Genomic DNA, 18,559 nt, shown 5'->3' on the forward strand with positions numbered 1-18,559 from the left:
GACGGCCTCAGGACCGGGCCCGCCGGTACAGCTCCACCGCCTCGTCGCCCAGCACCGCGCTGTACGAGACCTCCGGCACGCTCCCACCGCCCTCGTACCCGCCGAGCACCCCCGCCAGCGCGCCGCCCACCAGCCAGGGGCTGCCGCTGGTGCCCCCGGTCAGGTCCGGGCAGTCGATGCGGCGCTGGGTCCCGGTCTGCAGGGTGGTGGTGTTCGCGCAGCGCAGCGGCGTCTCGTCGGTGCGCGGGTAGCCGATGACCGTCACCCTGGCGTCGTCCGGCTGCTCGGCGGCGACCGGGAACCCGCCGACCAGGTCCTCCACGGCCCCGCCCGGCGCGCCGTCCGCCGGGGCGACCGTCGCGAAGGCGATGTCGTCGTCCGGGTCCTGGCCGTCCGTCCAGCCCGCCGCGATGTACACGCCGGTGAGCTTCCAGACGCCGTACGGGGCCCTGCCGTCCCGGTAGCCCGGTGCGAAGACGGTGGTGTCCGGGTCCTCCAGGCAGTGCGCGGCGGTGGCGATCACATCGCGGCCCTCGCTGTGCACCACGGCGGCGGTGCAGAAGTGCCCGCCGTCGAGTCCGCCCGCGAAGAGGGCGCCCACCCGGTCCGCGGTGGCGCCGGGCAGGGCCCGGACGGTGACGCCGAGCGGAGGTGCGGCCGCCGCGTCGGGCAGGTCGACGCCGAGCAGAGCGGGCATCGCGGCCAGCGCGATCAGGATCCGGGACGCCCGCCGCGCACGGGTGCGCCGGGCCGTTCGGGGGAGCGTGGACTGGATCATGTTTCCACCCTGCCCGCCGAACCTATGTCCGGAGGCTGGTGTTCCGTATGAATCCGCTGTGAATCTCGTGAACCCGGCGTGAAACCCGGGGCATGCCCGGACAGGCCCCTCTTTGTCGGCTTTCGGCGGCCACCGGCCCGGGTGCCCGGGAGGCCCGCGGCCCGCGAGCCGAGACCCCGGCCGACGCAGCCAACCGGGGGGTCACGGCGCGCGCCGCGAGGCCGGTGTGCCGCTCGGGCTGCTACTGCTGGGACCGGCCGGGCGCCGCCCGCCCCGCCGTCCCAGCGCACACCAGGAGCCACGCACATGCCGACCCGTGCCCGTGCCCGCCGAGGCCGCCTCCGCACCGCACTGTCCGCCACCGTCCTGACCGCCGCCGCGCTCGGTGGGCTGCTGCAGCCCGCGCTGGCGGCCGGTGACCCGGGCCCGGGCGACGGCCGCCCGCACCACGACAAGCGCCTCCAGCGGCAGCTCGACGGGCTCGTCGCCCAGGAGGACGGCCCGCCCGGGGTCATCGCCATGCTCACCCGGAGCGACCGTACCGAGGTGTACACGGCCGGTGTCGGTGACATCGCGACCGGTCGCCCACCGCACCCCGACGACCACATGCGTATCGCCAGCATCGCCAAGGCGTTCAGCGGGGCCGTGGCCCTCCGGCTCGTCGACCAGGGCCTGCTCTCCCTCGACGACACCATCGGCGAGCGCCTGCCCGACCAGCCCGAGGCCTGGCACCCGGTGACGCTGCGCCAGCTCCTCCAGCACACGAGCGGCCTGCCCGACTACTCGGCAGACGCCGACTTCCTGGACATCCTCACCGCCGACCCGCGCCATGTCTTCGACCCGCGCACCCTGCTCGACTTCGTGGCCGACGAGCCGCTGAACTTCCTGCCCGGCTCCCTGTACGAATACTCCAACTCGGACAACATCGCCGTCGCGCTCATGGCCGAGGCCGTCACCGACCGGCGCTACGAGGACCTCCTCAAGGAGCTCGTGTACCGCCCGCTGGGGCTGCGCCGCACCAGCCTGCCCCTGGGCTACCGGCTCCCGCAGCCCTACCTGCACGGCTACGACGTCCAGCCGCCGGCCGCACCGGAGGACATCAGCGAGGCCGTGAGCGCCTCCGGCGTCTGGGCCTCCGGCGGCATCGTGTCCACCCCCAGGGAACTGGGCACCTTCATCCGCGCCTACGGCGGTCCCGCCCTGCTGTCGCCGCAGACCCGCAAGGAGCAGCTGACCTTCCGCCCCGGCGACTCCTCCGAGCCGGCCGGCCCCGGCACCAACGCCGCCGGGCTGGCGATCTTCCAGTACACCACCCGCTGCGGAGTGCTCTACGGCCACACGGGGAACTTCCCCGGGTACACCCAGCTCGCCGCCACCACACCCGACGGCACCCGGTCGCTGACCTTCTCGATCAACACCCAGACCAACAAGAGCAACAAGCCCGCCCTGCTGGCCCGACTGCGCACCGTGCAGGAGGACTTCGCCTGCGCCCTGCTCAAGGGCCACTGAGCCGCCGTCGCAACTCCCGTGGCGGCGCGGTGGCGTGGCGCGAAAACGATCACGCCCACCCGCGCCGCCACCCGCGCTCCCTATGCTGACGCCATGCTCGACATACCCCTTTCAGCGCTGGAAGTCGCGATGGTGCAAACGGGCACCCGTGCCGCGGACACCCTGCGCGACACCGCGGCCTTCGCCCAAGGACTGGAACACCTCGGCTACCACCGCATCTGGTACGCGGAGCACCACCACTCGCCCGCGATCGGCGCGTTCCCACCGGTCGTCCTGACGGCGCACGCGGCTGCCTCGACCTCGGCCATACGTCTCGGTTCGGGCGGAGTGCTGGCCCCCAACCACGCCCCCCTCACGCTCGCGGAGCAGTTCGGTACCCTGGCCGCCCTGCACGAGGACCGCATCGACCTGGGCATCGGCCGCGGTCCCGGCACGTTCGACGAGGCCACCGCGCGGGCGCTGCGCCGCGGCGCCGAACCGGCGACCGACGCCGAGTACCGCGAGGACGTGGCCGCGATCCTGTCGTTCCTGGTGGACGAGGTCGCGCTGGGGCCGCTGCCCGAGCCGTGGCTGCTGGCCTCCAGCCCCGCCGGGGCCGCGCTCGCCGCGGAACTCGGCCTGCCGGTCGCGATCGCGCACCACATCCGCCCGGACAACACCCGCGCGGTTCTGGAGTCCTACCGGTCGGCCTTCACCCCGTCCCGCTGGTGCGAGCGGCCCCGCGTACTGCTGTGCGTGGAAGCGGTGTGCGCGGAGACGGAGGAGGAGGCCGAGCGGCGCGGCGGGCCGATGAACGTCATCAAGGCCGGCCTGCTCAAGGGGGAGAGCCGGACGCCCTTCCCCACCCCCGCGCAGGCGGCCGCCCACCCCTTCACCGAGCAGGAACGCCAGGCACTGGCGGGCTTCCGGGCGCAGCAGGCCGTCGGCACGCCCGAGACGGTCGTGGCCCGGCTCGCGCAACTGGCCGCCGAGACCGGGGCGGACGAGCTGATGCTGACCACACCCGTCTACGACCTCGGCGAACGGATCGCCTCGTACGCGCTCGTCAAGAAGCACTGGGAGGCGGCGACGGCCCCGTGACCCGGAGGCCGGTGCGCCGTCCGGTCGTGACACTGCTCACACCCGCCGGGACACGGCGCATGCACCACAGCCGTTGGCGCTTCGGCGTTGTCGGCGCCGGCCCGGAGGCTCGTGTGCGCCGAATCGCACAAAACAGGCCATTCGGTCGAGAAGGGGCGTCGGAGGGATGACCTAGCCTGGATCGACCACACGAGATCCGGGGCTGAGGGCAAAGGAAGAGCACGTCCATGCGCATCACCACCACTTCCGCACGTCGTCGACGGGCGGGATCCGCCGCTGCGGCCGCCGTCCTCGGTCTTCTGGCGGCAGCCGGCACTCCCGCGTACGCCGCCACGGACGGCTCGGTGGACCGTGCCCAGGACGCGCCTCCCGCCGGCCACTCCGCGCCGGTCGGCACCGCGGGCTCCGCCCGGAGCGCCACCGGGATCCCGCTGGCGATATCCCGGCTGGCGCAGGGCCCGGGCCGCGACGTCGCGATCACCATCGACGACGGCCCGGACCCCCGCTGGACGCCGCAGGTCCTGGAGACACTGCGGGAGAACCACGTCAAGGCCACCTTCTGCATGATCGGCACCAAGGCGCAGAAGTACCCGGAGCTGGTGCGTGCGGTCGCCGCCGACGGACACCGGCTGTGCGACCACTCCGTCGACCACGACGTCACGATGGACCACAAGCCCGTCGCCTACCAGCAGCAGCAGATACTCGAGGGCAAGGCCATGATCGAGAAGGCCGTGCCCGGGGTCGCCGTCACCTATTACCGGGCGCCGGGCGGAGCGTTCACCCCCGACAGCCGCGCGATCGCCGCCGCGAGCGGCATGCGGCCGCTGGGCTGGAGCGTGGACCCGAAGGACTGGAGCCGCCCGGGCCTGGAGGCCATCCTCTCCACCGTGAAGGGCAAGCTCCCCCAGCAGCCGACGGTCCTCTTCCACGACGGCGGCGGCGACCGCAGCGAGACCGTCGCGGCGCTGAAGCAGTACCTGCCCTGGCTCACCGAGCAGGGCTACCGCTTCTCCTTCCCGGCCCGCACCACCCCGTAGCGGGCGACCCGCCGATCAGGCCGGGCCCGCCGGGCACGGCACCGCCTAGGCGCGCCGCTCGTAGACCGTCACCCGGCGTCCCCGTACCTGGCGGTCCGCCACCATCCGGAAGTGCTCGCGCAGGACCGCCTCCTTGGCCTTGTCGCGTTCCGCCGACGGCGCCTTCGCCACCTTCGCCGCGTCCGTCACCAGCAGCACCCGCTGCTGCCCGAGGAGCGACTCCCTTATCCGCGCCGGCTCCGCCTCCTCGCCCTTCAAAGTGGCCGAGGCGACCGGGGACGCGGCCAGCGCCACGTCGGCCAGGCCTCCGAAGGCGCTCGGCGACACCAGTGCCGTGTCCCGCCGCGCGGCCGGGACGAACAGCACCGCGTCCCCGTCCCGCTTCAGCCCGGCCACCTCACCGGCCACGGCCAGGACGTCGTCGACCCGGCTGGCCGGGGCCCGCTTGCCCAGCTCCACCGGCAGCAGGGCCAGCACCGAGGCCCCGACCACGCCCGGCACCACCAGGGCCGACGCCCTCGGGAACCGGCGCGCGCACAGCCGTACGGCGGCGGCCAGGGCGGCGCCGATCAACAACGCCAGCCCCACCATGCTGAACAGCACGTACCGGTCCTGGAACAGCGGCTGCACCAGGGACAGTCCGATCAGCCCGAGCTGCGGCACGGCCAGCAGCGGCAGACCGACGGCGGCCACCGACAGCGCCCTGCGGTCCGGCCGGGCAAGCCGCTCCGGCCGGTCCGCCCACGCGCCCAGGCCGCCGACGGCGAGGAGGATCCCCGGCCCGATCAGCACGGGCCACGTCAGCGGCGGTATCCACGACACCTGGTCGGACTGGCCCCGGCTGAACAGGATCAACGGCAGTGCCCCCGCCACCGCCGCCGTCCCGTACGCCGCCCAGCGCAGCCACACCGCCCGCCCGGCCCGCACCCACCCCAGGGTCGCCGCGTGCGCCGGGAGGGCCAGCAGGGACAGCCAGTTCAGCAGGGCGCACACCAGCACGGCGATCCCGTACGCCGCCCAGCGCGGCCAGGTCCGCCGCCCGGGCCCGCTCTCCAGGAGCGAGACCAACAGCAGGGTGGAGAGGGCGGCCCCGGCCGCGACCAGCGCGTACGGGCGGCCCTCCTGGAGGTAGAACTGGACCGACGGCAGCAGTCCGAGGGCCGTCCCGCCGCCGACCCCCGCCCAGAACCCGGCCAGGCGCGACCCGACCAACCCCACGCAGGCCGCGGCCGCCGAGACGGCCAGCACCGACGGCAGCCGCAGGGTCGTCGTGCTCGCCCCGAAGACCTCGAAGAGGCCGTGCATCAGCAGGTAGTAGAGCCCGTGCACGGCGTCGACGTTCGCGAGCATCGCCCATATCTCATCCGTCGACCGCCCGGCCACCTGCCAGGTCGCCGCCTCGTCCCGCCAGACGCTCTCCTGCCGCGAAAGCCCCCACAGCCCCAGCCCAAGGGTCCACAGGAGGGGAACCAACCACACCAGAACGCGCCGGCGTCGGAAAACGAACAGAGCGGATGCGCTGGATATGGCAGGTATGTCGGAAGGCATGAAGGCGCGGGGATCCTCGGGACGTGGCGTCGGTGGAAAGCACCAGTCTATGGACGCCACGGACGGTTTCCCGACCGGCTGTTGTGCACCACGGAGCGTGAGCGTCCGGCCCCCTCGCCCCTAGCCTCGCCGCAGGAGCACGAACGAGGGGCGGTACCCGGTGAACTGGCTCATCCACGACTACCGCGAGAGCGATCTCGCAGCGGTGGTCCACCTGATCGACACCACGGCCGAACTCGGTCAGGAGTCCGTCTTCTCGCTCGCCGAGTGCATCAGCGCGCTGACCGACCGCCAGCCCTGTGTGGTCGCCGTCCACCAGGGCGTCCCCATCGGCGCGGCACTCGCCTGCGTCACCGGGGAACGGGCCTGGGTCATGCGCATCGCGATCGCCGCCGGATGGCGCGGCCGCGGCCTGGCCAGCGCGCTGCTCGTCGAGCTGGAGCGCCGGCTGATCGCGGCACGCGTCGGCCGCATCGCGTACGTCCTGCCCGAGGAGGACATGCTCGGCGAGGGCCTCCTCAACGCCGGGTACACCCGGCAGCCTGCCGTCGCCTACTTCGAGAAGACCGAGCCGCTGCACGGACCGGCCGCCGGACTGCTCGACGACCTCGGCGGCCGCTTCCTGCCCAATGACCTGTGGACCAGGGTCGCCGGCATGGAGAAGGAGAAGGACCTCATCGAGCGGCGCGTGGTGCTGCCGCTCGCCGAGCCCGAGCGGGCCGCCGCGCACGGGGTGCGGCCGCCGCGCGCCATCACCCTGTTCGGCCCGCCCGGCACGGGCAAGACCACCTTCGCGCGGGCCATCGCCTCCCGGCTCGGCTGGCCCTTCGTGGAACTGCTGCCGTCCCGCCTCGCCGACGAGGGCAACCTGGCGGCCGCCCTGCGCGACGCCTTCGCCCGGATCGCCGAGCTGGAGCGCGTCCTCGTCTTCATCGACGAGGTCGAGGAGATAGCGCCCGTGCGCACCGAGCCCGCGCAGCCCGGCGGGATCCACGGGGTGACGAACGAGCTGCTGAAGCTGATACCGGGCTTCCGGGAGGGCGACGAACGGCTGCTGGTGTGCGCCACCAACTCCATCCGCTCCCTCGACCCGGCCTTCCTGCGGCCCGGCCGCTTCGACTACCTCATCCCGATCGGCACCCCGGACGCCGGTGCCCGCGCCGCGATCTGGTCCCGCTACACGGCGGGGCGCGGCGACGTGGACGTGAGCGCCCTGGTGGCGGCCACCGAGCTGTTCACGCCGGCCGACATCGAGCACGCGGCGCGGATCGCGGCGCAGGTGTCCTTCGAGCGGGACCTGGAGGCGGTGGGCGCGCGGGGCGCGGCGGCCGCGCAGCTGGGCGCGACCACGGAGGACTACCTGGCCGCGGTCCGCCAGTGCCGGCCGACGGTGACCCCGGCGATGACCGGCGAGTTCGAGGCGGACATCACCGCGCACGCCCGGTTCTGACCCCGTATCGGCCACCGGCTTCGAGCAGTTGCACGCCAGCTTCTCGCCGGGCAAGCAGAACGAGCTCAAGGAGCGGCAGAGCGCCCTCGTCCTGCGCGACGACGAGGAGGACGGCGCACCGCCGCGCACCCGGGTGGACCTCGACGGCGGGCTCGCCGTCATCCGGCTGCCCGGCACCGCCGGCGCGCCCGCTACGGGGAGCAGCGGTACGTGAAGTCCACCGAGGCCGTGCGCTGCCCGGGCGACACCAGCTGGAGCTCTGCCTTCGCCGGGTAGGTCCCCGTGCCCCGGAAGGTCCACAGCAGGTGCAGTCGGGCTTCGCGCTGCCCGCGCGGCACCCGTTCGGTCAGCTGCTCGGACCGTGTGCCGTCGCTGCGCACCCACCGGTAGGTGAGGGTGCCCGGGCGCCCGTCGGTCGCCACCACGGCCACCACATCGGCCGCCGCGTCACAGGCCGGGCCCTTGGGATCGGTGCTCACGGTCACCCCGCGGACCTCGATACCGGGGCCGAGCCGCTGCCACCCGAGGTACACGAGAACCGCGGCCAGCACGACCGCCGCGAGGGTGTACCGCCGCAGACCGGCCCACCGGCTCCGCCGGGGCGGCTGCGCCACGGCCACCACCGCATCGAGGGGGAACGGCGCGGGCATGGCCGCGGTGACCCCGGGCCCGAACCGCAGTACGGACCCCTCGACCCGGTCGGGGGCCACCTCCTCGGGAGGCATCCTTTTGGTCGTGGCCGGGGGGCCGCTGAACCAGTGGCTGCCGAGGACGGTGGCGCTGTAGTCGTCGCCCTCGGGGGCGCCGGAACCGCTCATCGGGGTACCTCCTGGCAGCGCAGCAGGTACTGCGAGGCCGACGCGGACTTGTTCGCGGCCGTGGGCTTGGTGGTGACCCGGACGCCGCCGTAGCAGCCGCGGTCACGGGTGAAGGTGTGGGACCTGACCACCGGGGCGGTCGAGCCGGCCTGCACCACGAACGAATCGGTGCCGTCGGGGATGGAGTAGGAGCCCTGGGCGCCGCCCAGGAACCACTCCACCACCACGGTCACCGACCCGGTGCCCTGGCTGGCGACCGAGATCGTCGCGTCGCCCCGGTAGACCCCGGTCCGCAGCGACACGGCGACGTCCGAGACCTTCAGTGTCGGCGTGGGCGTCGGAGTCGGGGTCGGCGTGGGCGGCCGGCTCACCGTCGGCGTCGGGGTGGGGCTCGTCGACCACGACGGTGATGCGGACGGCGACGTCGATCCGGACGGCGAAGGGCTCGGGGACGCCGAGGCACTCGGACTCGGGCTCGGACTCGGTGAAGGAGAGGCGGTGCCCGTCGGGCCGGGGCTCGGGGAGGCCGGCCCGGGAGGCGCCGCGCTCGTCGTGGCGAAGGCGCTCAGCGCCGAGGCCCCGCCCGGGGACGCGCCGATCGCGTCCGTCGTCAGGACCACCACGGCCCCCAGTACCAGCGCCACGCCCGCCGCGAGCCAGCCCCGCCGGCCCGGCGCCCAGCCCGAACCGCCGGGCACCGTGGTGGAGGCCACCGCCGTGGTACCGGCCGCCGCGCCGCCCGCCGAGGGGAACAGCAGCGGCAGCAGGGCGGCCAGCGCCGCCAGCTTGCGCTGCCCGCGCTCCTCCCATTCGGGCCCGTACGCCGCCAGCGCCACGCCCTCCAGCTCCGCCACGAACGCCTCGGCGTTCTCCGGCCGCTGCTCCGGTGCCTTCGCCAGGCCCCGCCGGATCAGCGGGCGTACGGGCTCCGGCGCCTCGGTCTCGGGCACCGGCGCCTCGATGTGCTGGACGGCGAGCTCCGCGAAGTTCTCCCCGTCGTACGGCTTGCGCCCGGTGAGGCACTCGAAGAAGGTCGCCGTCGCCGCGTACACGTCGGCCGCGGGCGAGGCCGGCCGGCCCTGCCACTGCTCGGGGGCCATGTAGGCGGGGGTTCCGGCCACGCCGGGCGTGCTGCCCCGGTTCGCCGCGATCCCGAAGTCCACCAGCTTCGACGAGCCGTCCGGGGCGACCAGCACGTTCTCCGGCTTGTAGTCCCGGTGGACCACGCCCGCCCGGTGCGCCGCCGCGAGCCCCAGCAGGGAGCCCTTGAGGACCACGAGTGCGGCCTCGGCGTCGGCCCGCCCGGACTGCTTCAGCAGCGCGCGCAGGGAGATGCCGTCCACCAGCTCCATGACGATGGCCGCGCCGCCGGACGCCTCGACGTACTCGTACAGCCGGACCACGTACGGAGTCTCCAGCCCGCCCAGGAGTCGGGCCTCGGCCCGGAACTCCCCGACGAACGCCGGGTCCTGGCGCAGCCGGTCGCTGAGGTACTTCACCGCGACCGGGGTGCCCGTGCCGTCGTGGACGGCGAGCACCACGCGGCCGCTGCCGCCCGAACCGAGCTCCCGGACCTCGGTGTAACCGGGGACCGACCATGTCGCCCGCGTGCCGTTCATCGTCCCTGCCCCCTGTCTGCCGTGTGGCGCCGCTGTTCCGCTCGGACGACCGGTCGGGGACCGGCCGTCCACCGGCCCTCCCCGGACCGGACGCCACATGGGACGTGGTTTTCTCCGTGGCCGGTTCCCGACCACGGAGGGTGTCTCAGGCGGCGGCCGACATCGCGCCGATCATGTGGTGCAGCCGGTCGGCCGCAGCCCGCCCGAAGGCCGGGTCGTTGATGTGCGTGTCGTAGTCGTGGAGCCGGGCGGCGCTGCCCCGCAACCCTTCGCGCAGCGCTGAGAACAGGGCCCGGTCCGCGCCGGGGTCATGGTACGGGCCGCCCGGCGCGCCCAGCGTGGACAGTCCACGGAGCGGGACGCAGACCGCCGTGGGGCCGTTCGCGGCGCGCAGTTTCGCGGCGACCCGGCGGCCGAGCTCCGCGCACTCGGCCGCGGTCGTACGGGTCACCGTGATCGACGGGTTGTGGACGTGGACCCCGCGGTCGCGGATCCGTTGGGGAAGGCTCTCCAGCGGGCCGAACTTCACCATGTCCAGCGCCCCCAGGCTCACCACCTGCGGGACTCCCGCCCGCCCGGCCGCGCTGAGCCGGTCGGGGCCGGCGGTGAGGATGCCTCCGCACAGCTCGTCGGCGAGCTCGCTCAGCGTGAGGTCGAGGACGCCCGCGAAGACCCCCTGCCCTGCCAGTGTCTCCAGGGTGCGGCCGCCGGTGCCGCTGACGTGGAAGACCAGTACCTCGTAGCCGAGTTCCGTCAGCCGCTCGCGCGCCGCGTCCACACCGGCCGTGGTCACGCCCGCCATGCTCGCCGCGACCAGCGGGCGGCTGCCGGCGCCCAGCCTGGGCGGGCGGCCCTGCGGGGAGGTGCGTCCGTAGGCCCGGGCCATCCCGGCGATCGCCTCCACGGCGTTCGCGAGGACCGGGGCGGAGATGCTGTTGATCCCCGCGATGTCCACCACGCTGTACATCATCGTGATGTCCGAGGAGCCCACGTAGGGGCGGACGTCCCCGGACGCCATGGACGAGACCATCAGTTTGGGTACGCCCAGCGGCAGGGCGCGCATCGCCCGGGTGGCGATGGAGGTGCCGCCGCTCCCGCCGATGGCCAGCACCCCGTGCAGCCGGCCCTCGGCGTGCAGCCGTAACAGGGTCGCCTCCGCGCCCCTGGCCATGGTGGTCACGGCCGCACCCCGGTCGGCGGCCGTGCGCAGCTGTGACAGTTCCGTTCCGGCGGCCCGGGCCACCTCGTCCCGCGGGACATCGGCGGGTACCCGGGGTTCGCCCATGATCCCTGTGTCGACCAGTACCACTTCGACGCCGGCGCGCAGCAGCTTCTCGCGCAGCCAGCCGTACTCCACACCCTTGGTGTCCAAGGTTCCCACCAGCACGACGTTGGTCATGTGTGCAATGTCCATGCAGGTAAGGGTGTTGGCAAGTGCAAGTGTGGGTCAAACCTTCAGGAGCACCAACAGCCTCTCCAGGAAAGGGAGTTGGGACGGAATCAGCATGTTTTCCGCCAAGGTCGGAGCAAACCAGGCCACCCGATCCAGCTCCGGGAACTCCTGTACGTTTCCGGAGTGCGGCGGCCACTCCATGGTGAAGGTCCCGGGAACCATCAGCGCGGGGTCGAGATCCGCCTCCACCGCCCAGATGGTCACCAGCTTTCCGCTGGTCAGCCGCACCTCGCCCAGCGGCAGGTACGCGCCCTCCGGCGGCGGCAGCCCGATCTCCTCGGTGAACTCCCGGCGGGCCGCGTTCCTCGGCGTCTCCTCCGGACCGTATTCACCCTTGGGGATGGCCCATCCCCCCGCTTCCTTGCCGGACCAGAGCGGGCCACCCATATGGCCGAGCAGGACCTCGACACCGGGCGCCGACTCCGCCCCGGTCCGCCGGAACAGGAGCAGTCCGGCACTGCGTTTGTGCGTCATGGCTCCATGCATGCCCCGTCCGGACCCGGGCCAGTGATCGGCCCGGCGATCCGCGGGTGCGCGTACGGCGCGTCAGTGGTCGTGCGGGCCCTGCCGGTGGACCGGACCGTGCGCGTCCGCGCAGTGCGCGTCGGGCGGGCCGCCGCCCGCGCGGCCGACCGTGAGGAGGGAGTCCTGCACGTGGTCCACCTGGAGGGTGGTGTGCGTGATCCCGTACTCCTTCTCCAGCAGCCGCTCCAGGTCGCGGCGTACGGCGTGGCAGTCGCCCGCCGGCTCGACCAGTACGTGCGCGGAGAGCGCCGCCTGCCCCGAGGTGATCGTCCAAATGTGCAGGTCGTGCACCTCGGTGACGGGCGGGTGCCCGACGAGGCGGTCGCCGACCGCGTCCGGGTCCACGTGGGCGGGAGCGGCCTCCAGGAGTATCCGGCCGGACTCGCGGATCAGCCCGTAGCCCGCCTTGAGCATCAGCAGCACCACGACCAGCGTGGCGATCGCGTCCGCCTGCCGGAAACCGGTGGTCAGCACGATCACACCGGCGACGGCGGTCCCGATGAAGGCGAACAGGTCGTTCAGAATGTGCTGGTAGGCGCCCTCGACGACGAGCGTGGAGCGGTTGGCCCGGGAGATGCACCAGGCCGCGGCCACGTTGACGGCGATGCCGGCGAGCGCCGTCACCACCACCAGGCCGCCCTCCACCGGCGGCGGGTCCATCAGCCGCCGCACCGCCTCGTACGCCAGCCAGAGCCCCAGCAGGATCAGCGTCAGGCCGTTGGCCTGCGCGGAGAGTATCTCCGCCCGCTTGAGGCCGTACGTGAAACCACCGCGGGCCGGCCGCGCCGCCAGGCGCATGGCGATCAGCGCCAGGACGATCGAGACGGCGTCGGTGAGCATGTGGGCGGCGTCCGAGATCAGCGCCAGCGAGTTGGCCATGACGCCGACGACGACCTCGATGGCCATGAACCCGCCGATCAGGGCGAGCGCGATCGCCAGCCAGCGGCGGTCGGCGTCCGCGGACACGCCGTGGCTGTGCCCGCCGGGTCCGTGCCCGTGCCCGTCGTGCCCGTGGTCGTCGTGCGCGTGGTCGTGCCCACTCATGGCGTCCCCCGTCTCGTCGCGGCAGCCGTGTGTTCGGTTCCGTCGCGTGAAGTGAAGCGCACCCCGGCGAGATCGGCAAAGGCTGCAACGGGGACCGTTGTCATTACCCATAAGAGGCCTCTGACCTGCGGTGATGCCCGACCGGTGCCGGACCTTCCCGATCGTGGGAAAATCTGGTCATGGTCCAGCGCCCCGGAGTGCCGACCGCGCCCCAGCTCGTCCTGGTGACCGACTGGGGCGCCACCGAGATGGAACCCGACCGGATCTACCACGTCGGTCGGGACCCCCTGTGCGAGATCTGTTTCGAAGATGCCCGCGTGTCCTGGCACCACGCGATCCTCAGACCCGACGGCGACCACTGGACGCTGGAGGACGAGGGCAGCACCAACGGCACCTGGGCCGACGGCCACCGCGTCCACGAGTGGAGCGTCGGCGTCGGCACCGAACTGCGCTTCGGCAGCGTCGACGACGGGCCGCGCGCCGCGGTCGTCGGCCCCGTGCCGCCGCCGCCCCCCGAACCGGGTGCCGGCAGTCCGTCGCGGATCGCGAACGCGGCGGTGACCGGCACCTTCCGGCAGCCGACGACCGTACGCCCGCTGCCCGTCCGCACCGCCGTCCGCATCGGCCGCGCCCCCGACAGCGATCTCGTCGTCGACGACCTCACCGTCTCCCGCCGGCACGCCGAACTGCACGCGCTCGCCGACGGCACCTACCAGATCGTCGACCTCGGCAGCCACAACGGGACCTACCTCAACGGCACCGCCGTGAACCGCGCCGCCCCCGTCACCGAGGGCGACATCGTCGGCATCGGCCACTCGGTCTTCTGCCTCGTCGGCGACCAGCTCCAGGAGTTCGTCGACACCGGAGAGGTCTCCCTCGACGTCCAGGACCTCACCGTCACCGTCGACAACGGCCGCAAGACCCTCCTCGACGGGATCTCCTTCCCGGTCGGCGTCAAATGCCTGCTCGCCGTCGTGGGCCCCAGCGGAGCCGGCAAGTCCACCCTGCTCGGAGCCCTGACCGGCCTGCGCCCCGCCGACCGGGGCACCGTCCTCTACGACGGGCGCGACCTCTACCGCGACTACGCCGAACTGCGCAGCCGCATCGGGCTCGTCCCCCAGGACGACATCCTGCACACCCAGCTCACCGTCCGGCGCGCCCTCACCTACGCCGCCGAACTGCGCTTCCCGCAGGACACCGCCCCGGCCGAACGCCAGGCCCGGGTCGACGAGGTGATCGGCGAACTCGGCCTCGAACAGCGCGCCGACCAGCCCATCCACAGCCTCTCCGGCGGACAGCGCAAACGCGTCTCCGTCGCCCTGGAACTGCTCACCAAGCCCTCCCTGCTCTTCCTGGACGAGCCCACCTCCGGCCTCGACCCCGGCATGGACCGCTCGGTGATGAACATGCTGCGCGACCTCGCCGACGACGGCCGCACGGTCATCGTCGTCACCCACAGCGTGCTCAACCTCGAAGGGTGCGACCGCCTCCTGGTCCTCGCCCCCGGCGGGCGCATCGCCTACTACGGCCCCCCTGCGGAGGCCCTCGGCTTCTTCGGCTTCGAACAGTGGCCCGAGGCCTTCGAAGCCTTCGAGAACGACCGCGAGCGCGACTGGGCGGGCGAGTACCGGGACTCGCCCCTGCACCGCCGCAACGTCGACGTCACCGCCGGCCGGCTGCCGCTCGCGGCGCAGGCCGAACGGGCCGCCGGCGTCCCGCCGCAGCCACCCGTCAAGGCCCAGAGCTGGGGCTCCCAGCTCTCCACGCTGATCCGCCGGTACGCCGCCGTGCTCAGGTCCGACCGGACCTTCCTGGTCATCATGATCGGGCTGCCGTTCGTCATGGCCGCGATGACCCGCGCGCTGTCCGGCAGCGCCCTCACCCTCGACACCGCGCTGAACGCCCTGTTCATCCTGTGCGTGGGCGGCGTCCTGATGGGCGCCGCGAACGCGGTGCGCGAACTCGTCAAGGAACGCGTCATCTACCAGCGCGAGAGATCCGTGGGCCTGTCCCGCTCGGCCTACCTGATGTCCAAAGTGGTGGTCCTCGGCGTGATCACCGTCGCCCAGGCCGTCGTCCTCACCGTGGTCGGCCTCGCCGGGGTGAAGACCAACGCCCCGAACGGCCGCGGCCTCTTCATGCCACCCCTGATCGAGATCACCCTCGCCGTCGCCCTGCTGTCCGTCACCGCGATGCTGCTCGGCCTGCTGATCTCCGCCCTGGTGACCAAGGAGGAGGTCACCATGCCGCTCCTGGTCCTCCTCACGATCGTCCAGGTGGTCTTCTGCGGATCCCTGCTGAAACTCACCGGCGTCCCCGTCATCGAGCAGTTCGCCTGGTTCGTACCGGCCCGGTGGGCCATGGCCGCGATGGCGGCCACCATCGACCTCGGCGCGATCATGCCCGGCACCATCACCGAGGACCCGCTCTTCGACCACAAGCCCCACCTGTGGCTCATCGAGATGGGCGTGCTCGTCGCCCTCGCCGTGCTGTTCGGATTGCTGGTCTCCCGGCTGTTGCGCCGCCACGAGCCGACCATCATGCGGAAGTAGACTTCATGAGCAGCTCGATGGGACGCCCGGGAGGCGAGGTGGAGGACTTCACACCCACCCACGTGGTGCCGCAGGAGGGCCTGTCCGCCTGGGAGGCGCCCGACGTCAGCCGGCCGACGGTGCCCCTCGACGCCTTCCTGCCCGTGCAGCTGCTGTCCCGCCGCGGGGAGTGGGGGGAGGTGCTGTGCGCCAACGGCTGGTCCGCCTGGGTGGACGGACGGCTGCTGGTCGCCGTGCCCCGCCCGCCACCGACGGCCGGGAAGAAGCCCCCGGTCCGCTCCGAGGACCCGAGGCCGCTGCTCACGCGGGGCGCCGAGACCCTGGAACGCTACCGGCGGGCCGTGGACGAGCTCGCCTCGGGACGGATCGACATCGACGCCTTCCGCCGCTCGGTACGCGGGCTGCGGGCCGGCGTGGTCATCGACGGCGAGTCGGTGTGGCTGTACGAGGAGAAGTCGGGCCGCTGGCTCTACGACGATGGGGACCGGATGTCGACCTTCGCCGTCGCCGCCGGCCCGGGCGGCCCGCCGGCGCAGGCAGCGGCACCACCGCCACCGCCGCCCGCGGACACGGACCCGGCCGGGCGGCCCCCCGTACGCAGGGAGCCGACGCCGACCGACGCGGTCGGGATCCCGCGCGAAGGCGCCGGGGAGCGGTCCGACCGGGCGGTGGCCCATGACCCGACGCGGATCGTCGACACCCGCGACCCCGGAGGCGGCTGACGGTGGACGAGGAGCGGGCGGAGCCCGCCGGCGGGACCCCCGGCGACCTGCGCGGGCAGCAGATCGCCGGTTACCTGGTGGAGAGAGTGATCGGGCGCGGCGGAATGGCCGTCGTCTACGAGGCGCGGGACCTGCGGCTCGACCGCAGGGTGGCGCTGAAACTGCTGGCCCCCGAGCTGTCCCGGAACGACACCTTCAGGCGGCGCTTCGCCCACGAGTCGAAGGTGGCCGCCACCATCGAGCACCCGCACATCGTGCCCGTGTTCGAGGCGGGGGAGGCGGACGGACTCCTCTACATCGCCATGCGCCTCGTCGAGGGGCCGGACCTGCGCGTGATGCTGGACCGGACGGGGCCGCTGCCGCTGGACACGGCCGCACGGATCACCGGCCAGGTGGCGTCCGCGCTGGACGCGGCCCACGCCCACGACCTGGTCCACCGGGACGTGAAGCCGGGCAACATCCTGATCGCCCCGGGCCCGGACCGGGACCACCCGGAACACGCCTACCTCACGGACTTCGGGTTGATGAAGAAGTCGCTGTCACTGACCGGATTCACGACCGACGGCCAGTTCGTCGGGACCGTGGCCTACGTGGCGCCGGAACAGATCTCGGGCAAGCCCGTGGACGGCCGGTGCGACGTCTACGGGCTCGGGTGCGTCGTCTACGAGGCCCTGACGGGCGAACCGCCCTTCCAGCGCGACGAGGACATCGCCCTGCTGTGGGCCCACCAGTACGACACGCCGCCGGCCCCGAGCAGCCTGCGGCCCGGGCTGCCGGAGGCCGTGGACGAGGTACTCGGGAAGGCGCTGGCCAAATCGCCGGACGACCGGTGGAACAGCTGCCTGGAGTTCGCCGGAGCCCTGCGGCAGGCGGGCGCGGGCGCCGGGCCGGGGACGGAAACCGAACCGCCGGTGACCGGGTCGGCGGATGATGCGCCGGCGGCCGGAGCCGCGCCCGGCGCCCTGCCCGCCCCGCCGCCGGTGCCGCGGTGGGCGCTGCCGGTGTTCAGCACGCCCGTGCCCGGGAGCCCGGCGGAGGGCGGCGCGGGCTGAGCCCGCGCGCGGCCCCTATCGCTCAGGGGGCGTGCCGGATCGCTCAGGGGGCGTGCCGGTCGCCGCGGACGGCTCGTCGACCCGGCCGCGGCGGTGCAGCGGACGGGCCAGGAGGGCGCCCAGGAAGCCAGCCACCGCGCCCCACAGCAGGCCGAGGCCGACGTTGCGCCACAGCACGGGCTCCAGCCGGACCTGGCCGCCGAGTCCGTCCACGTCACCGAGGCCGAGCAGGGAGAGCCCGAACTGCGCCTGGATCCGGCCCAGCAGGCAGACTGCCAGCGTCGCCAGCGCCAGGGCCACACCCAGGTGGAGCGCGTGCTGCCAGGCGCGTACGTGGGCGGGGGAGCGTACGGCGGCCAGTACGCCCGTGGCGAGCAGCAGCACGGCGGCCACCACCACCAGCCACCAGGCCCGGGCGTCCTGCTCGGCGAGCGAGGCCACATCGAACCGGGACGGGTCGGAGCCGCGCAGGACCTGGTCCAGCAGCTGCGGCATCGGCAGTCCGAAGGGCCCCTCGACATTGCCCTCCCAGGCGCCGCCGAAGCCGAGGGTGAGGGCGAGCCAGACCAGATTCGGCAGCCCGAGCAGGATCACGGCCAGGGTCCGTTCGGCGTGCCCCTGGGTGGCGGCCACGACCACGCCGACCCCGATGCCGAGGACGACGTAGGCGAGGAGCAGCAGCATCGTGGCGAAGGCGGCCGGCCGCAGCGCCGAGTGGAAGCGGACCAGCCGGGCCGGGAGCGGGGCGCGCCGCGAGACCAGCAGGGCGATCAGCAACAGGCCCAGGATCCACAGCAGTCCGTACAGGAGGGTGCCGGGCAGGTCGACCCGGAAGCCCACGGTCGGCGCGGAGTCCAGGAGTTCGGTGATCGTCCCGATGGGGGAGTCCTCGGTGGAGATACCGAAGGTCGCGCGGGCGAGGAAGGTGGTGCCCGTCAGCGCGAGGAGCCACAGCAGGACCAAGGGGACGGCCCGGCCGATGAGTTCACGGGGCCGGGCCACGGCCCGGTTGTGCAGGGGGCGCAGGAAGAGGTAGCCGGCCGTCAGGGCGCCGGCCAGGCTCACCGACAGGGGGACCACCGACAGGCTCGCGTCGGCCCCCGCCAGCGAACCGGCGCCGCCCGACACCTCCAGCACACCGCCGGCCGCCATCACCACGACCGCGGCGACCACGTGCGGGAAGGCGCCGCCCGGCAGGTCGCCCGCTCCGGCGCACAACAGCCCGGCGGCGGCGACCACTGCCATGATCACGAAGCCCGCAACGACGGCGAGGAGCGCGTCGCGCCACGCCTTCGCAGAGACCCCCGACGATGACGATCCCGGCGTCTGACTCACCCTGCCACCGTGACACCCTCGGCTTGCGGCCACCACC

Annotated in this window: 15 protein-coding genes and 1 pseudogene; 8 read left to right on the top strand and 8 right to left on the bottom strand. The window is 73.4% G+C overall.

The annotated features are described in order from the left end of the window. Positions 1-7: 7 nt before the first annotated feature. Positions 8-778, bottom strand: a complete 771-nt coding sequence (locus B6R96_RS31675) for a trypsin-like serine peptidase (RefSeq protein ID WP_081524358.1) — start codon at positions 776-778, stop codon at positions 8-10. Positions 779-1,084: 306 nt separating this feature from the next. Here B6R96_RS31675 and B6R96_RS31680 point away from each other — a divergent pair, with 306 nt between their 5' ends. From B6R96_RS31680 to B6R96_RS31690, 3 genes are all read left to right on the top strand, one after another. Further along, positions 1,085-2,287: a serine hydrolase domain-containing protein gene (locus tag B6R96_RS31680; RefSeq protein ID WP_081524359.1), complete on the top strand. Its 1,203-nt coding sequence runs from the start codon at positions 1,085-1,087 to the stop codon at positions 2,285-2,287. 93 nt (positions 2,288-2,380) lie between these two features. Next, positions 2,381-3,367, top strand: a complete 987-nt coding sequence (locus B6R96_RS31685) for an MsnO8 family LLM class oxidoreductase (RefSeq protein ID WP_081524360.1) — start codon at positions 2,381-2,383, stop codon at positions 3,365-3,367. Between the two features lie 227 nt (positions 3,368-3,594). Beyond that, complete coding sequence (locus tag B6R96_RS31690; RefSeq protein ID WP_081524361.1) at positions 3,595-4,404, top strand: polysaccharide deacetylase family protein; 810 nt, start codon at positions 3,595-3,597, stop codon at positions 4,402-4,404. Between the two features lie 45 nt (positions 4,405-4,449). Here the strand turns inward: B6R96_RS31690 and B6R96_RS31695 are convergent, their stop codons facing one another. Continuing rightward, entirely contained in the window at positions 4,450-5,952 is a 1,503-nt protein-coding gene (locus tag B6R96_RS31695; RefSeq protein WP_081524362.1) for a hypothetical protein, read from the bottom strand. 160 nt (positions 5,953-6,112) lie between these two features. Here B6R96_RS31695 and B6R96_RS31700 point away from each other — a divergent pair, with 160 nt between their 5' ends. Then, complete coding sequence (locus tag B6R96_RS31700; protein ID WP_053168490.1) at positions 6,113-7,402, top strand: ATP-binding protein; 1,290 nt, start codon at positions 6,113-6,115, stop codon at positions 7,400-7,402. A gap of 4 nt (positions 7,403-7,406) precedes the next feature. Then, positions 7,407-7,616: pseudogene (locus B6R96_RS31705) on the top strand (DUF6191 domain-containing protein); the annotation flags it as partial. Here the strand turns inward: B6R96_RS31705 and B6R96_RS31710 are convergent. The 5 genes from B6R96_RS31710 to B6R96_RS31730 all read right to left on the bottom strand — a co-directional run bounded on the left by B6R96_RS31710 (position 7,594) and on the right by B6R96_RS31730 (position 12,861). After that, positions 7,594-8,220 carry a hypothetical protein gene (locus B6R96_RS31710; protein ID WP_030384325.1) on the bottom strand — a complete coding sequence of 209 codons (627 nt, stop codon included), beginning with the start codon at positions 8,218-8,220 and terminating at the stop codon, positions 7,594-7,596. The pseudogene B6R96_RS31705 and the gene B6R96_RS31710 overlap by 23 nt on opposite strands. Next, positions 8,217-9,839 carry a serine/threonine-protein kinase gene (locus B6R96_RS31715; RefSeq protein ID WP_081524363.1) on the bottom strand — a complete coding sequence of 541 codons (1,623 nt, stop codon included), beginning with the start codon at positions 9,837-9,839 and terminating at the stop codon, positions 8,217-8,219. The genes B6R96_RS31710 and B6R96_RS31715 overlap by 4 nt, the downstream gene beginning before the upstream one ends. Positions 9,840-9,984: 145 nt before the next feature. After that, positions 9,985-11,238, bottom strand: coding sequence for a Tm-1-like ATP-binding domain-containing protein (locus B6R96_RS31720; protein WP_081524364.1), 1,254 nt, complete (start codon positions 11,236-11,238; stop codon positions 9,985-9,987). A gap of 48 nt (positions 11,239-11,286) precedes the next feature. Further along, positions 11,287-11,766, bottom strand: a complete 480-nt coding sequence (locus B6R96_RS31725) for an NUDIX domain-containing protein (protein WP_081524365.1) — start codon at positions 11,764-11,766, stop codon at positions 11,287-11,289. A gap of 72 nt (positions 11,767-11,838) precedes the next feature. After that, positions 11,839-12,861: a cation diffusion facilitator family transporter gene (locus B6R96_RS31730; RefSeq protein WP_081524366.1), complete on the bottom strand. Its 1,023-nt coding sequence runs from the start codon at positions 12,859-12,861 to the stop codon at positions 11,839-11,841. Positions 12,862-13,040: 179 nt separating this feature from the next. Between B6R96_RS31730 and B6R96_RS31735 the strand changes: the two genes are divergently transcribed. The 3 genes from B6R96_RS31735 to B6R96_RS31745 are packed head-to-tail and all read left to right on the top strand — an operon-like array spanning position 13,041 to position 17,187. Then, positions 13,041-15,413, top strand: coding sequence for an ABC transporter ATP-binding protein/permease (locus B6R96_RS31735; protein ID WP_081524367.1), 2,373 nt, complete (start codon positions 13,041-13,043; stop codon positions 15,411-15,413). A gap of 5 nt (positions 15,414-15,418) precedes the next feature. Further along, entirely contained in the window at positions 15,419-16,135 is a 717-nt protein-coding gene (locus B6R96_RS31740; RefSeq protein WP_237291566.1) for a hypothetical protein, read from the top strand. Then, positions 16,132-17,187: a serine/threonine-protein kinase gene (locus B6R96_RS31745; RefSeq protein WP_443070022.1), complete on the top strand. Its 1,056-nt coding sequence runs from the start codon at positions 16,132-16,134 to the stop codon at positions 17,185-17,187. The genes B6R96_RS31740 and B6R96_RS31745 overlap by 4 nt, the downstream gene beginning before the upstream one ends. A 15-nt stretch (positions 17,188-17,202) precedes the next feature. On the opposite strand, the gene B6R96_RS31750 is transcribed toward B6R96_RS31745, so the two are convergent. Further along, complete coding sequence (locus B6R96_RS31750) at positions 17,203-18,522, bottom strand: streptophobe family protein (RefSeq protein ID WP_081524370.1); 1,320 nt, start codon at positions 18,520-18,522, stop codon at positions 17,203-17,205. Between the last annotated feature and the right edge of the window lie 37 nt (positions 18,523-18,559).

This window comes from Streptomyces sp. Sge12 (assembly GCF_002080455.1).
Lineage (GTDB): Bacteria > Actinomycetota > Actinomycetes > Streptomycetales > Streptomycetaceae > Streptomyces.